The sequence below is a fragment of the Methylocaldum sp. RMAD-M genome (genome assembly GCF_017832375.1).
GTDB lineage: Bacteria > Pseudomonadota > Gammaproteobacteria > Methylococcales > Methylococcaceae > Methylocaldum.
Window position 1 is genome coordinate 159,315 of the sequence record NZ_JAFIBZ010000001.1, and the last position, 13,489, is coordinate 172,803.

General features: G+C 60.6%; 12 protein-coding genes and 1 riboswitch. Of the genes, 3 read left to right on the plus strand and 9 right to left on the minus strand.

Going from position 1 to position 13,489, the window contains the following annotated elements; translation table 11 throughout:
• Window positions 1-24 precede the first annotated feature (24 nt).
• Window positions 25-103: riboswitch (cyclic di-GMP riboswitch) on the minus strand.
• A 706-nt stretch (window positions 104-809) separates the two neighbouring features.
• Both JOD69_RS00685 and JOD69_RS00690 read right to left on the minus strand, forming a co-directional pair.
• Window positions 810-1,565: a class I SAM-dependent methyltransferase gene (locus JOD69_RS00685; RefSeq protein WP_210023726.1), complete on the minus strand. Its 756-nt coding sequence runs from the start codon at window positions 1,563-1,565 to the stop codon at window positions 810-812.
• A gap of 48 nt (window positions 1,566-1,613) precedes the next feature.
• Window positions 1,614-3,326 carry a hypothetical protein gene (locus tag JOD69_RS00690; protein ID WP_210023727.1) on the minus strand — a complete coding sequence of 571 codons (1,713 nt, stop codon included), beginning with the start codon at window positions 3,324-3,326 and terminating at the stop codon, window positions 1,614-1,616.
• 466 nt (window positions 3,327-3,792) lie between these two features.
• Here JOD69_RS00690 and ilvB point away from each other — a divergent pair, with 466 nt between their 5' ends.
• The 3 genes from ilvB (at window position 3,793) to JOD69_RS00705 (ending at window position 6,678) form a co-directional block, all read left to right on the plus strand.
• Window positions 3,793-5,460 (plus strand): acetolactate synthase large subunit, encoded by a 1,668-nt coding sequence (ilvB, locus tag JOD69_RS00695; RefSeq protein ID WP_210023728.1) that lies wholly within the window; start codon window positions 3,793-3,795, stop codon window positions 5,458-5,460.
• A 3-nt stretch (window positions 5,461-5,463) separates the two neighbouring features.
• Window positions 5,464-5,772 (plus strand): acetolactate synthase small subunit, encoded by a 309-nt coding sequence (ilvN, locus tag JOD69_RS00700; protein ID WP_077732769.1) that lies wholly within the window; start codon window positions 5,464-5,466, stop codon window positions 5,770-5,772.
• Window positions 5,773-6,225: 453 nt separating this feature from the next.
• Window positions 6,226-6,678 (plus strand): beta/gamma crystallin domain-containing protein, encoded by a 453-nt coding sequence (locus JOD69_RS00705; RefSeq protein ID WP_077732770.1) that lies wholly within the window; start codon window positions 6,226-6,228, stop codon window positions 6,676-6,678.
• A 292-nt stretch (window positions 6,679-6,970) separates the two neighbouring features.
• Here JOD69_RS00705 and ccmI read toward each other — a convergent pair whose 3' ends face one another.
• The 7 genes from ccmI to JOD69_RS00740 form a co-directional block, all read right to left on the minus strand.
• Entirely contained in the window at window positions 6,971-8,164 is a 1,194-nt protein-coding gene (gene ccmI, locus JOD69_RS00710; RefSeq protein ID WP_210023731.1) for a c-type cytochrome biogenesis protein CcmI, read from the minus strand.
• Window positions 8,165-8,170: 6 nt separating this feature from the next.
• Window positions 8,171-8,623 carry a cytochrome c-type biogenesis protein gene (locus JOD69_RS00715; protein ID WP_086133613.1) on the minus strand — a complete coding sequence of 151 codons (453 nt, stop codon included), beginning with the start codon at window positions 8,621-8,623 and terminating at the stop codon, window positions 8,171-8,173.
• The gene (locus tag JOD69_RS00720) at window positions 8,620-9,150 is read right to left on the minus strand and encodes a DsbE family thiol:disulfide interchange protein (protein WP_210023732.1); all 531 of its coding nucleotides are present in this window, start codon (window positions 9,148-9,150) and stop codon (window positions 8,620-8,622) included. Before JOD69_RS00720 ends, JOD69_RS00715 begins: the two co-directional genes overlap by 4 nt.
• A 305-nt stretch (window positions 9,151-9,455) precedes the next feature.
• On the minus strand, window positions 9,456-11,432 hold the full coding sequence (locus tag JOD69_RS00725) for a heme lyase CcmF/NrfE family subunit (RefSeq protein WP_086133612.1): 1,977 nt from the start codon (window positions 11,430-11,432) through the stop codon (window positions 9,456-9,458).
• On the minus strand, window positions 11,429-11,884 hold the full coding sequence (ccmE, locus tag JOD69_RS00730) for a cytochrome c maturation protein CcmE (RefSeq protein WP_086133611.1): 456 nt from the start codon (window positions 11,882-11,884) through the stop codon (window positions 11,429-11,431). The genes JOD69_RS00725 and ccmE overlap by 4 nt, the downstream gene beginning before the upstream one ends.
• Window positions 11,881-12,051 carry a heme exporter protein CcmD gene (gene ccmD / locus JOD69_RS00735; RefSeq protein WP_077732806.1) on the minus strand — a complete coding sequence of 57 codons (171 nt, stop codon included), beginning with the start codon at window positions 12,049-12,051 and terminating at the stop codon, window positions 11,881-11,883. The genes ccmE and ccmD overlap by 4 nt, the downstream gene beginning before the upstream one ends.
• Before the next feature lie 382 nt (window positions 12,052-12,433).
• Window positions 12,434-13,273, minus strand: coding sequence for a class I SAM-dependent methyltransferase (locus tag JOD69_RS00740; RefSeq protein WP_210023733.1), 840 nt, complete (start codon window positions 13,271-13,273; stop codon window positions 12,434-12,436).
• Window positions 13,274-13,489: the final 216 nt, after the last annotated feature.

Genomic DNA, 13,489 nt, shown 5'->3' on the forward strand with positions numbered 1-13,489 from the left:
TAGCCCTTGAATAACTCTCACAGGAGAGGCGGCCCGGCCGTCTTGAATACCAAGACCCGCGGCTTTCCGAGTCCGCCTCGCGGCGGAGGTGGCGAAGGCGTCTCGTCCCTGAGACCGATATCATCCTGGGCCAACGGACAGGCATGCGCCCAACCGCCAGTCGTCGCTGATAAGAACCGCCGAAATGACAATGACAATAAGGCTCGAAAACTGGCGTTCTTATCGGGCAAGTCAAGCTGCTAAAGCAGATACCGTGCCAGTGAGCAGGGGTATTCCGAGACTAACAAGCTGTAATTTGAAAATACCGGGGAACGGTGGAAGCAAAGCGTAATTTACCTGGGAACACATGCCAATTTACAGGCATGTCACGGGAAAGAGGCAGCGAGTATCAGTGCATTAACAAATGTATCGTTAATGCGTAGGTATCCGGGCGCCCATGGCGGATATCAATGCGCGACAAACCGCATTATGTGGGGAGCAGGTTAAATGCCACAATTCAATGCGCATGACATCATCATAATCTGTTGTCTTATTTGACATTAATCGTCTGTCCTGTGAAATCCCGCAAGGCTTAAGGCATACAACGTAATTATTCGATGGCAATCGACAAATACACCAGGGATATTCGGGACAAACTGCGAGATTCATGCTTTTGCGGGAATATTTCCCGATATTTGTAATCTATGGACTACGTTCAGCGGACCATGGATTATTGGACTTCGTCTGGGCCGCCAAATCAGCATCATTTGCCGGCCGCACAAACGGTCGCTGCGTGCTTGAAGATACCTTGGTTTCTTCGGTTCTCGTGCCTATCCTTCAGGACGCAGTCCTTCATCCGATCTCTTGTAGGCGATGTATGCCAAGCGTCGTTGAGCCAGAGGATGGCGGCCGTAATGGGGTGAGACGGTCACCTCGAAACCGGCGCCGGCGAGAAGACGTTCGATTTGGGCGCCGTCCAAAACGCCGATCCGGTGCCGCTCCTCGGAACGGCGGTAGCCGTGGCCGCCTTTCCTGAACACGGTAATGTCCCGAATCAACAGGTTTTCTTGCGGCTGTTCGGATACTTCCACCAACACCGCCCAATCCGGCCCTTTGCGCCAGGAGCGATAGTGCATGGGTTCGCCGTCCGAGCGGACAAGGATGTCGAATGCGAAAACGCCGCCTTTCGGCAGACAGGAAGCGATGTTCCGGAACAAGCGGTCAAGGCGCGCTTCCGACGGCGCTCCGTCGGCACAATAGTTCAGGGCTTCGCCCAGGGCCGTGACCGCGGCGCAAGGGCGGAAGTCCACATCGTACAGCGATGCGGTTTGAAACTGTGCTTCGGGCGCTGTACGCCGGGCCAGTTCGATCATCGGCGCGGAAACATCGACGCCCAAAACCGAATATCCGTGCTCCAGCAGTTTCCTCGCCCAGGTTCCGCTTCCGCAACCCAGATCGATTATCAGGCCGGAATCGAGACCCGTGGCGCGGAACAGCGCCAGCAACTCATCGCCGGCGGCATCCACCAGATCGGGGAAGCCGACGTGATGAACATAGGCGAGATCTTCCTCATAGAACGGCATCATCGTTTCGAAGCATTTTTTCGACTGGAATTCCGCCAGCCCATGGGGCGGTCAAAGCCGGTCCATCCCGATGGGTTCGCCGTTATCGGCACGGGTTTTGGTCAATCGCCGTTCCGCATCCGCTGCGGCGCTGTCCTTGCCCTGCTTTCGATACACCTCGGTCAGTGCCCAGAGCGCCCAGGCGTCATTCGGCGCTTCTCGGAGCGAAATATCGAGCTCCCGCTCCGCCCCCGCCAGATCGCCCTGGAGAAACCGCAGCGCGCCTACCGAACGGCGTACCGGGTAGTACCAGTAGGGCGGTTCCATGTAGGTCAGCTTTTCCTGAAGCGCCGCCGCCCTCTCGAAGGCGGCGACGGCGTTTCCGAGATCGCCTTCGGCCTGGGCGATGCGCGCCGAAAGCACGTCCTGGGCAATCCGAACGATGTCCGCCGCCGGGACGCCGGCTTCCGTCAATCCGGAAAAATCCGCCGTTTTGGCGATCCCGGTCAAGGCGTCGAGTTCGAGCCGTGCGTCCTGCGGCGCTCCCTTGGCCGCCGCCGCAACGCCACGGGTATAGCGCCACATGGCTTGTACGTACGGGAACTCCGAGCCCGGATCGGCCATTTTCAGGACCGTTTCGGGCGGACTGAACTGGGCGTGGGCGAAGTATGGCGCGGCCTTGACCGGTTGTACCCACGGCACCGCACGGACCGTCTCGTCGGACAGCACGCCGGCGAGTTTCTCCGCCGCCGCGAGAGCGGTTTTGCCGTCGCCCGCCATCTGCGCCGAAACCATCAGGAAATGAACGTTGTGCGGATAATAGCCTTGCGCGTAGATGCCCTTTGCGCCGGTCTCCTTCAAATAGGCCTCGTCGACTTCGATGGCGGCGCGATTGGCTTCGAGAGCGTCCCGATAGCGGCCCAGCCGGTAGTAAAGGTGTCCCGGCATGTGGACCAGATGTCCCGCGCCCGGCATCAGACCGGCGAGGCGTTTCGCATAAGGTTCCGCCCGTTCGGGCCGGTCGGAAGCCTCCATCATGTGGATGTAATAATGAACCGCGCCGGGATGGTCGGGGTTGTTCGCCAGCACTCGCTCCAGGACCTCTACGATTTCCGCCGTGCGCCCCTTGGGTTTGCGGCCTTGGTCAGCCCAGTAGTCCCAGGGCGCGAGATCCATCAGGCTTTCCGCGTACAACGCGGCGATCTCGTCATCCTCGGGGAAACGCTGGGCGAGTTTGCCCATCGCCGTGGCGTAGGCTTGGTCCAGGCGCTTCCGGTCGGTCTTCGGATTCTTGTCGTAGCGTTTCGCGAGCGCCTCGATCAAGGCTTGCTCCTTGGGGCTCGCGTGCTTGGCAAGGGCTTTCGCCCGCTCGATCGCGGCCCAGGCCGGGCCGACCGCGGAAGGCTCCATCGGCGCATTGATATTCGGTCCCAACACCAAGGCTTCGCCCCAGAAACACATGGCGCACTGGGGATCGAGTTTCTGCGCCATGCGGAAGGCCCGTTGCGCCTCCAGATGGTTGAAGGCATAGGCGAGTCTCAAACCCTGATCGAAATATTGCTGGGCGCGGGTGTTGCTCGTGGTGATCTTGTAGCTCAGCGTGCCGAGGTTGTCCCACAGGGGCGGTTCGCTATCGACGTAGACAGCCTGGGCGGCAGCCGTGTCCTTGGGATAATGCCCCGCTTCGGTGTGAACATGGCCCGTCGTTTCGGCGGCAAGTGCCGGTTGCGTGCCGATCAGCAGCGAGGCCAGCAGGCCGATGCCGATGGTATCGGAAAATTTCATGATCCCCTCCTCGTTAAGCTTAGGCTTGAATGCGTTCCGTCGAACGGGAAACGCGATTATCGTAAAAACGACCGTTCATTGCTTAGGCGTAAAAACCAAACTCTCGGGTTCCGGTTTGGTGATTTCCGCTCACTTTTGTTTGCCGTTATACCGAAGCGGTCACATTGTGGCAGTGAAATTGTAACAACGGCTTGCGCGAAAAGGCCTCGCTGAGCCAGAATAACCTTTCGACACGCTCTGAATATTTACTCGTACCCGATCCGATCCATGAATCTCCGTCACTTCGCCATTCGTCGCATCGTCGCCCTCGTGGTGGTCGTCGTCGTGCAAGTGGTGATGCGCGCGCCGTCGTGGGTTGGAGATGAGTAAGTAAACGACCTGATTCAACAACCCCCGCCGGCGCAAGCCGACGGGGGTTTCTTTTTTGGGGCCTCCGCCGGACTCCGGCTCTACCAAGGAGAACCCCATGACGATACTATCCGGCGCCCAACTCACCGTTCGCCTCCTCGAGCGGCAGGGCGTGCGCGTCGTTGCCGGCATTCCGGGCGGCGCGAATCTGCCGATCTACGATGCCTTGTCGAAATCCGCGCAAATCCGCCACGTCCTCGCCCGGCACGAACAGGGCGCGGGCTTCATTGCCCAAGGCATGGCGAGGGTTACCGGCGTTCCCGCGGTGTGCATGGCCTCGTCCGGACCCGGAGCGACCAATCTGCTGACCGCTATCGCCGATGCCAAGCTCGACTCGATCCCGCTGGTGGCGATCACCGGCCAGGTGCCGCGCGGGATGATCGGCACCGACGCCTTTCAGGAGGTCGACACCTACGGCCTGACGATTCCGATCACCAAGCACAATTTTCTGGTGGACTCGGCGGCGGAACTGCTCGAGGTGATACCGAACGCCTTCCGCATCGCGGCTTCGGGACGTCCGGGGCCGGTGTTGATCGATATTCCCAAAGACGTGCAGACGGAGTCGATCGACGTGAACGCATGGCCCGAACCCGGCGCGCCGGACCCGGCTCCGCCGGTCGATATCGCGCTCGTCCAGCGGGCGGCGGATCTGATCGAGGCGGCGGAGCGGCCGATTCTGTACCTCGGCGGGGGCATCATGCACGCGGGGGCGTCGGAAACGGCGTCGGCCCTGGCCGAAAAATCGTCGCTGCCGACCGTGATGACTTTGATGGCGTTGGGCGCATTGCCGGTGGACCATCCGCTGTCGCTGGGCATGCTCGGTATGCATGGGGCGCGCTGTACTAACCTGGCGCTGGACGAATGCGATCTGCTGATCGCCGTCGGTGCCCGTTTCGACGACCGGGCGACGGGCAAGGTCGCGGCGTTCTGTCCGCACGCGAAGGTCATTCACATCGACATCGATTCGGCCGAGCTGAACAAGATCAAGACGGCCCACGTCGGCATCCGGGGCGACGCGGCGGCCGTGTTGCAAGAACTGCTGCCGAGAGTGCCGGCGCAAAACCGCGACTCGTGGCTGGCCCGCGTCGCCGAATTGAAGCGGATGTTTCCCCTCGTCACGCCCGGCATAGCCGACCCGCGAACCCATTACGGCTTGATACGCGCCGTGGCCGAGAACCTCGACGACGAGGCGATTGTCACAACCGACGTCGGCCAGCACCAGATGTGGGTGGCACAAAGCTATCCTCTGCGCCGCCCGCGCCGCTGGCTGACCTCGGGCGGCCTGGGCACCATGGGCTTCGGCCTCCCGGCCGCGATCGGCGCGGCGCTCGCCGAGCCGGACGCGGCCGTGGTCTGTTTCTCCGGCGACGGCAGCATTCTGATGAACGTGCAGGAGCTGGCGACCGCCGCCGAGGAGGACGTCAACATCAAGGTGGTGCTGATGAACAACAACGCTCTCGGTTTGGTGCACCAGCAGCAGACGCTGTTTTATGGCAAGCGCATCTATGCGTCGCGGTTTCGTGCCGCGCCGGATTTCGTCCGGATCGCCGAAGGCTTCGGCCTGCGCGCCGTCGATCTCGATACGGCGGAGAACCCGAAGGAGGTCCTGCACCAAGCGCTGACCACTCGCGGCCCATGCCTGATCCACGCCGGGATCGACGTCGAGGATCAGGTATTGCCCATGGTGCCGCCCGGTGCTGCCAACATAGAGATGATCGGAGGCTGAATCATGGACGGACAGTCTTTATTCGAACAACGGACGTCGGCGCGGACCGTGCTGGAGCTCGACGTCGTCAACCATCCCGGCGTCATGTCCCACGTGGTCGGCCTGTTTTCGCGCCGCGCCTACAATGTCGAGGGCATCCTCTGCATGCCGGTGGGTGCCGGCGCGACCAGCCGAATCTGGCTGCTGGTCAATGAAGACGCGCGCCTCGCGCAGATGGTCAAGCAATTGGAAAAGCTGGAAGATGTCCTGAGCGTACGGCGTCATGGCGCGGATCACGAAGTGTTCGAGCGGTTGGAGGAGTTCTTCCGCTAGAGCGTTTGGTGGCGGCTGCTTGTGAGCCACCGTCTTGCGCGTCGATCCCGTTTGTCGGCAAAGGATTGCCGACCTACGAACCGGCGTCGCTCGGTAGGCCGGGAATCCTTTCCCGGCGCAGAGGGTCGGCGAGTGCGTTCGTCGGCAAAGGATTGCGGACCTACGACCTCCACCTTTCAGGCAGACGTTCTCTAGTTCGGGAGTTCCGGCCAGTCTTATGCCCACACCGCGAACGATGTGACTGATTATCGAATCTTGCCGACCGGGGTTCTCAAGCGTAATCTGGACCTGAGCCGCAGATCCAAGTTGACGGACCGAGGTTTGGCAAAGATTTAGGAACTCGTAACATTCAGAAGGACTCCAAGTTTGCGGGGCTGCATGCCAAGGAAGGGCGCAAACGACGGTCCGTTGCGGCTGTTTGCAGACCAACCTTCGAAATATAGGGAGTTTGCCATGTATACCAAGTTCGCTCCTAGGCTTGGCAGGTTCACATCTTTTCTTTTCGCGGCTGTTTTGTTGTGGTCCGCGAGTTGGGCGGCAGCTGCGAAGGAATGCTGGCTGGATCTCTATGATAAGGCGGATTACCAAGGTTCCCACGTTCGCTTGAAAGGACCCGTCGAACTGTCCAACCTCAAGTCACTGAGCGGCGAGGACTGGAGCAATCGCATCGAAAGCCTGGTTGTTGGTCCGGATGCGGAGATTTATGCCTTTCGGCAGGAAAATTTCGAGGATACACCCCAGGGACCGATCTATCACCAGAAAGAGCTTCAAGCTTTGGGAGAAAAGGACATCGGGAGTGCCCAGGATTTGAAGATCAGTTTCGGGCCCGGAACCAAGGAACACCATCTGGGCGACCTGAATTTCCACCGCAATATCAATTCGCTAAAGGTCCAGTGCCGGCGGTGAGACCGGGGCGTGCGGTTTGAAGAGACCCATTGTCGGCAAAGGATTGCCGACCTACAACTACGATTTCTGCGACCTGCCCCAAAGTAGGTCGGGAATCCTTTCCCGACGCCGACGGGCGGCCAACGGCTTACGTCGGCAAGGGATTGCCGACCTACAACAGTGGGAGCTGGGTTTAGCCCGCGACTCAATGCCATTCGATATCGCGGGCTAAAGCCCGCTCCACAAGATCCTCCATGATCCGCCGTTCAGAACTGGATGCGGTGTCGCAACCGGGAGCAGGTTAGCGCCCAGTCTATTCGCCGACGATCCGGTCGACGACGATCTTGTAGCTGCCGTTATCCTCGGGCGCCACGGCTTCAGTCAAGCCTTGCAGGTCGCCGGCCTCGGCTTTCGGCTGTCCGCTCTTCGAAATGCGCGCCCCGATCACGATGCGGTCGGCGGTAGAGAGCGTCATGCCCTGCATCATGGACATGGAGTCGTCCAGCACGACTTTTACCGGCAGGTCTTTTGCCTGCTTGCGGACGACCGCCAAAGGCATGGGGGGGCCTTCGGCCGCACGGGCGAAGACGAAAAGGGCATCGTCCGGCGCAACCCGGCTTTTCAGATTTTCCGCCAGGGTCACCGTAACGCGGATCTGTTTGCCCGCGCCCGTTGCGGCGGCGGGTTCCGACGGCGTTGTTTGGGCGGGGAGTCCTTGGACCTGGGCGATGTATCCCTCAATCTGCTTGGCCTCTTCGCTGCCAGGCCCGAATTGCTTTTTCAGTCTTTCCCAATACTCCACGGTCTTGGCCGCGTCCTTCCGTTCGGCGGCGGCGATTCCCGCCATCCAGAGCGCGGTTTGGTGATCGGGATTCTTCTTCAGGATTTCGTCGACGATTTCGGTCGGCTTGCCGGCCATGCTGCCCTGATGGGTTTCCGCGAGAGCCTGGGCATACAAAGCCTTGACGTCCAGATCCTCGGGGGCGAGCTTGAGGGCGAATTCATAGGCCGTTACCGCCTTGTCCGGCTGATCGGTCGCTTGCAGCGAGCGGGCCAGCAATACCCAGCCCTCCAGATCGTTCGGCTGCTTGGCCAGCCTTTCCGCCAGCTGGCGTATGCTGTCCTGGACATCGGCCATGTTGTTCGGCGCACGTGCGCCGATCAGGTCGATGCGGCCCAGCGCGAGGTAAAGCGTCAAGGCCAGTACCGGAACGATCGCGAGCGTGGCCAGGACGGCCGAGCGGCCGCGGTTGCTCGACTGAGCTTTCGTCTCTTCGGCAGCCTCGAGATCCCCGAGCAGATTCCGTTCGGATTCCGCGGTCAGGCGCTCCAGATCCTCGGGGCTTGCCGCTTCCTGGGCGAGTTCGGTTTGCCGCTGCCGGTGCAGAAGGAGATTGAGCCGCGCCCGGTTTATCCGCCCGCTGCCGGTCTTGCCGAGGAGCGCGGGAAGGAAAAAGACGTAGCCCACTATCAAAAGCAGTACGGCCGAAAGCCAGAAACCCGTCATCGATATTTACCCTTCGAGATTGTTTCGAAGCCGCTCCAGGCGCTTCTTTTCTTCATCGGTAAGCGTCAGGTCCTCGCCCGTGTTGCGGCGTCTCACCTGTCGCCATAGAAAAGCGCCTCCGCCGGCCAAGAGTAGGAACGGCCCGACCCACAGAAGAGCCGTCGTCATTTTGAAAGGCGGGCGATAGAGCACGAAATCGCCGTAGCGATCGGTCAGGAATTTGACCGCTTCCTCTTCGTTCTTGCCGCTTTGGATGATGGTGTAGACCTCGTCCCGCAGGTCCTTTGCCAGATCGGCATCGGAATCGGCCAGGGACTGGTTCTGGCAGACCAGGCAGCGAAGCTCTTCGATCAGGCGCTCGTAGCGCTGTTGCTTGGCCGGATCGTCGAACTCGCGGATTTCGATGGCTTGAACGGTAAAGGGAAGAATCAGCAGGAACGGCAGTAACCGATGCATCATGAAGACTTGGCCTGTAATTGGCGGATCAGGGGGAGTAGTTTCTTTTCCAGGATTTCGGGCGTGATCGGTCCGGTCTGCTTGTGGCGGATGATGCCGTCGCGATCGACGACGAAGGTTTCCGGCACGCCGTACACGCCCCAGTCGATGCCGGTCTTGCCTTCGGGATCGAAGGCGCTCGCGGTATAGGGATCGCCGAAGCGCTGCAGCCAGGTTAGGGCGTTATCCCGCTCGTCCTTGTAGTTAAGGCCGTAGATGGGAACGATGTTCTGCTTGGCGAGTTGCAGCAGCACCGGGTGCTCTTCCCGGCAGGACGTGCACCAGGACGCCCAAACATTCACCAGACTGACCTGACCCTTGAGATCGTCGCTGCTCAGGGTCTTGCCGGCATCCGCCACCTGGGGCAGGGCGAACATGGGCGCCGGCTTGCCGATGAAGGGCGAAGGCACTTCCTTGGGATTCAGAGTCAGACCGATGCCGAGAAAGATCACCATGACGGCGAACACGGCCAATGGAATGAGATAGCGCATGATGGGTTATGAAGATGCGGTTACGAGAAGGGACGTACTATCTATAAATCGGAAAAAATAGTTGGCGAGTATACGCGCGTTCCCAATCTTCCGGTTGGGAACGCCACCCTGGAAGCGTTCGCTTCCCGAACGACAGCAAGCCGGAGCGCGGGAACCCGCGCAGCAGCGAGGTAGGTCGGCAATCCTTTGCCGACGAATCTCAACCGGAACCATGGCGGCAAAATCGGTGCGGTTCGTGCCTCACCGCACCCTACGTCACTACAAACGGGTGGATTCCCCATGCTCAACGCTAGTGATCTTTACTGTCACGCCGGCTTGCTTTCCGCCGACTCGCTCCAGGCTTCCGCCTGGCGGGTCGCCAAACGGTAGCGGCGGTCCGCGGCGGAGAACAGGCCGCCGGTCATCATCAATAATCCGCCCAGCCAGATCCAGCGGATGAACGGCTTGTAATAGAGCCGCACGCTCCAGGCACCGGCATCCATCCGCTCGCCGAGAGCGACATACAGATCGCGGGTGAGGCCTGGATCGATGGCCGCTTCGGTCATGGTATTGCGCTGCACGCGGTAAATGCGCTTTTGCGGCCGGAGTTCGGCCGCCTCCCGGTCGCCCCGCTGCACGCGGAAATCGCCTTGCTGAGCGATGAAATTGGGGCCTTGCACCTCGGTCACACCCTTGAACGTAAACGTGTAATCGCCCAACGTCGAAGACTCGCCCGGTGCGAGCCGCACGATCTTTTCCTCGCTGTAGCGGTCGGACAGGACGACGCCGGTGAGAAATACCGCGATGCCGATATGGGCCAGGGTCATGCCGTACACGCTGCGGGACTGCGTCTTGAGGCCCTGAATCGCGGTTCCGCGCAGACGGACCCGGTTCCAGAGGCTTAACAGCGCGCTGGCCGCGAGCCAGAACGCCATGCCGAGTCCCGCCATGGTCTTGATGTCCTTGGCGTCCCAGAAAACCGCGGTGGAAACCACGCCCAGCACCAGGCTTCCGAGAAACACGTGGCGCACGCGCCGCCCGATCTTGCCGAGGTCGGCCTCGCGCCAGGCGAACATCGGTGCGATGCCGGCCAAAAGAAAAATGGGCGCCATCAACGGGCCGAACACGCTGGCGAAATACGGCGAACCGACCGAAATCTTGCCCAGCTGCAAGGCGTCAAGAATCAGGGGATAAAGCGTTCCCAGCAGAATACTCGCGGCGGCCGTGACCAGCAGGACATTGTTCAGCAGCAGAAGATTTTCCTTGGACACGAAGCCGTAGCGGACCCGGTCCTTGACGGTCGGCGCGCGGACCGCGTAAAGCAGCAACGAACTTCCGACCACGATGGCCAGGAAGACCAGGATGAACAGTCCTCGCGCCGGGTCCGAGGCGAAGGCGTGCACCGAGGTCAGGACGCCGGAACGGACCAGGAAGGTTCCGAGAAGGCTCAGCGAAAAGGCGAAGATGGCGAGCAGCACGGTCCAGGCCTTGAAAGCGCCGCGCTTTTCGGTGACCGCCAGCGAGTGGAGCAGGGCGGTCGCGACCAGCCAGGGCATGAACGAGGCGTTTTCCACCGGGTCCCAGAACCACCAGCCGCCCCAGCCGAGTTCGTAATAGGCCCACCAGGAACCGAGCACGATGCCGAAGGTCAGGAACACCCAGGCGATCAGGGTCCAGGGCCGCGACCAGCGTGCCCAGGCCGAATCCAGGGAACCGCCGAGCAGGGCCGCGATGGCGAAGCTGAACGCTACCGAGAGCCCGACGTAGCCCATGTACAGCATCGGCGGATGAACCGTCATGCCGATGTCCTGCAGCAAAGGATTGAGATCGTTGCCGTCGGCGGGCGGCGGGAAGTGGCGCTCGAAGGGATTGGAGGTCAGCAGAATGAACAGCAGGATGCCGACGCTGACCAGGCCCATGACACCTAAGACGCGCGCCAGGAATTCCTCGGACAGGCTGCGGCTGAAGATCGTCACCATCACCGTCCACAGCCCCATGATCAAAGCCCAGAGCAGCATCGAGCCCTCGTGGGCGCCCCAGGCGGCCGAAATGCGGTAATAAAGGGGCAGGGCGGTATTGGAGTTCCGCGCCACGTAGAGCACGGAAAAATCGTGGCTTACGAAACTCCCGATCAGGCAGAGGAAGGCCACGGCCAGAAAGAAGAATTGAGCGCGCCCGGCGGCGCGCCCCACCGCCATCCAGACCGGTACGCCACGGGCCGAGCCCAGCAGCGGAAACACGGACTGCAACAGCGCCATGAACAGCGCCATGATCAAGGCGATATGCCCCAGTTCCGCGATCATTTCTGGTAATCCTTATAACTGGTGGACACCTGCCCGCTTTGCTTCAGCGCGTCGGCGACTTCCGGCGGCATGTAGTTCTCGTCGTGCTTGGCGAGCACTTCGCTGGCCTCGAACACGCCTTCCGCGTTGATCTGCCCGACCGAGATGATGCCCTGACCCTCACGGAACAAATCGGGCAGGATTCCGGTGTAATGGATGGGAACCGTCGAGGTTCCGTCGGTGACCGAGAAGCGTACGGTCAAGCTGTCGGGTTCGCGCTGAACGCTGCCCTGAACCACCAGTCCGCCCACACGGAACGGGTAACCCTTGGGCGCTTCGCCGGCGGCGACCTGCGAAGGGGTATAGAAGTACAGCAGATTCTTCTGGAATGCGGTAAGCGCGAGAAAAGTCGCGATGCTGACCCCGATCAGAATCAGCCCGACCACGATCATGCGGCGGCGGCGCGGGGTCATGACCGTCTACCCTCCTGCTTCGCCCGGCGCGCGATGCTCTTCATCACCTCGGATTTCCGGCGTACCGCCCAGAAGAGATTGAGGCCCAAAACGACAAACATCAAACCGTAGGACGTCCACACATAAAAGCCGTAGCCGCCCATGGAAAAAAACTGTTGCCAATTCATGGAATCGATTGAAGCTCGTTAAGACTGTTAACCCGTTATTAAACCATATCGAGCCGATAATAAATGCTCGATTGAACCAAATCGTGAAAAACTAATGGAGCCGGACAGTTCTCAAGATGTCGATCGCTCGATCGGACCGCCTGAGGTCGGAACAGTTCCTTGGGAGTCGTTCGCCAAGGACATTCCGTTCTGCTTGAAAACGACCGCAGATTGTAGGGTGGGTTAGGCCGCGAGGCCGTAACCCACCGAGCGACCTCGAATCGGTGGGTTACGCTCCGCTAACCCACCCTACGTAATGTTCACTCGAATGCCGAATGGAATAATGCGCGCCTAACCCACCCTACGCCGGAATCGGAACTTGACGCCTCGACCGAATAGTTCCTTAGCCGGGTTTCTCGAAAGCCAGCACCAAATAGCGCAGAAGCCCCAGGCGGCTGGCCCATTCGGCAAACAGCGTCTCGATGATCGCCGACACCGTTTTCACCGACATGTCCTTGGCCAGCTTCCGCACGAAATTGTAAGTGGGCAGAGTGTGGGACGTAATGTCCTGTTCGTGCCGAACGATGAATCCGGTTTCCTCGGCCAGGCGGCGATAGTCCCGCAAGGTGCTGTGAAACTTGCAGCGCCCGTAAAAACCGGCCGAGGCCGGCCAGCGGGAAGCGACAGTCATGGCGGGGCGCAATAACGGTGTCGGGACGAAGTCCGACAAGGCCAACCGCCCGCCGGGTTTCAGCACCCGGTACGCCTCTTCGAAGAACCTTTTCCGGCTCGGGAAATGAAAAATGCATTCGACCGCCAGAACCGTGTCGAAACTGCGGTCGGCGAAGGGCAGGACGCAGGCGTCGGCCTGAACCCAGTTCAAGACGTTTCCGGGCTCGGCCGAAACGCGTTCGCTCGCGCGCCGCAGCTGCCGCCGATCGATATTCAGACCGGAAACGTCGATGTCCCGGAATCGCCCGTTGAGGCTTGCGACCGTGCCTCCGAAGCCGCAGCCTGCGTCCAATATCCGCTGACCGTCATCGACCTCGGCCGCCATATAGACCAATTCGGTAAGCCGTTCGGCCGCTAGCGCGAAATCTTCCGGCGAGACGTCCGCCTGCTTGGGGTCTGGCCAGTATCCCCAGTGGACATGACGTCCGAAAGCTTGATCGACGGCCGGATGGCCACGATCCAGGAGATTCAAAAGGGCGTCGAAATAAGGGAGTTTGACCGGGCTGGACATGAGTTCTTGTGGAAACGGGATGGGACCGTATGCCTGTATACTACCAATCGGGCGGGCAAAAATGAAAAATCCGTCGTCGACACAGCTGTCGGCAAGGATTGCCGACCTACTTGTTCTAGCGATGCGGGCTTGGTAGGTCGGCAATCCTTTGCCGACACATGCGCTAGTTCCCAAGCTCCGGCTTGGGAACTAGCGGAAAGTTCTCTCTCACACCGA

What these genes read in the sequence shown, in the direction of transcription:
- JOD69_RS00685 (WP_210023726.1), bottom strand. Translation starts at nt 1,565, where the DNA reads ATGATGCCGTTCTATGAGGAAGATCTCGCCTATGTTCATCACGTCGGC.
- JOD69_RS00690 (WP_210023727.1), bottom strand. Translation starts at nt 3,326, where the DNA reads ATGAAATTTTCCGATACCATCGGCATCGGCCTGCTGGCCTCGCTGCTG.
- ilvB (WP_210023728.1), top strand. Translation starts at nt 3,793, where the DNA reads ATGACGATACTATCCGGCGCCCAACTCACCGTTCGCCTCCTCGAGCGG.
- ilvN (WP_077732769.1), top strand. Translation starts at nt 5,464, where the DNA reads ATGGACGGACAGTCTTTATTCGAACAACGGACGTCGGCGCGGACCGTG.
- JOD69_RS00705 (WP_077732770.1), top strand. Translation starts at nt 6,226, where the DNA reads ATGTATACCAAGTTCGCTCCTAGGCTTGGCAGGTTCACATCTTTTCTT.
- ccmI (WP_210023731.1), bottom strand. Translation starts at nt 8,164, where the DNA reads ATGACGGGTTTCTGGCTTTCGGCCGTACTGCTTTTGATAGTGGGCTAC.
- JOD69_RS00715 (WP_086133613.1), bottom strand. Translation starts at nt 8,623, where the DNA reads ATGATGCATCGGTTACTGCCGTTCCTGCTGATTCTTCCCTTTACCGTT.
- JOD69_RS00720 (WP_210023732.1), bottom strand. Translation starts at nt 9,150, where the DNA reads ATGCGCTATCTCATTCCATTGGCCGTGTTCGCCGTCATGGTGATCTTT.
- JOD69_RS00725 (WP_086133612.1), bottom strand. Translation starts at nt 11,432, where the DNA reads ATGATCGCGGAACTGGGGCATATCGCCTTGATCATGGCGCTGTTCATG.
- ccmE (WP_086133611.1), bottom strand. Translation starts at nt 11,884, where the DNA reads ATGACCCCGCGCCGCCGCCGCATGATCGTGGTCGGGCTGATTCTGATC.
- ccmD (WP_077732806.1), bottom strand. Translation starts at nt 12,051, where the DNA reads ATGAATTGGCAACAGTTTTTTTCCATGGGCGGCTACGGCTTTTATGTG.
- JOD69_RS00740 (WP_210023733.1), bottom strand. Translation starts at nt 13,273, where the DNA reads ATGTCCAGCCCGGTCAAACTCCCTTATTTCGACGCCCTTTTGAATCTC.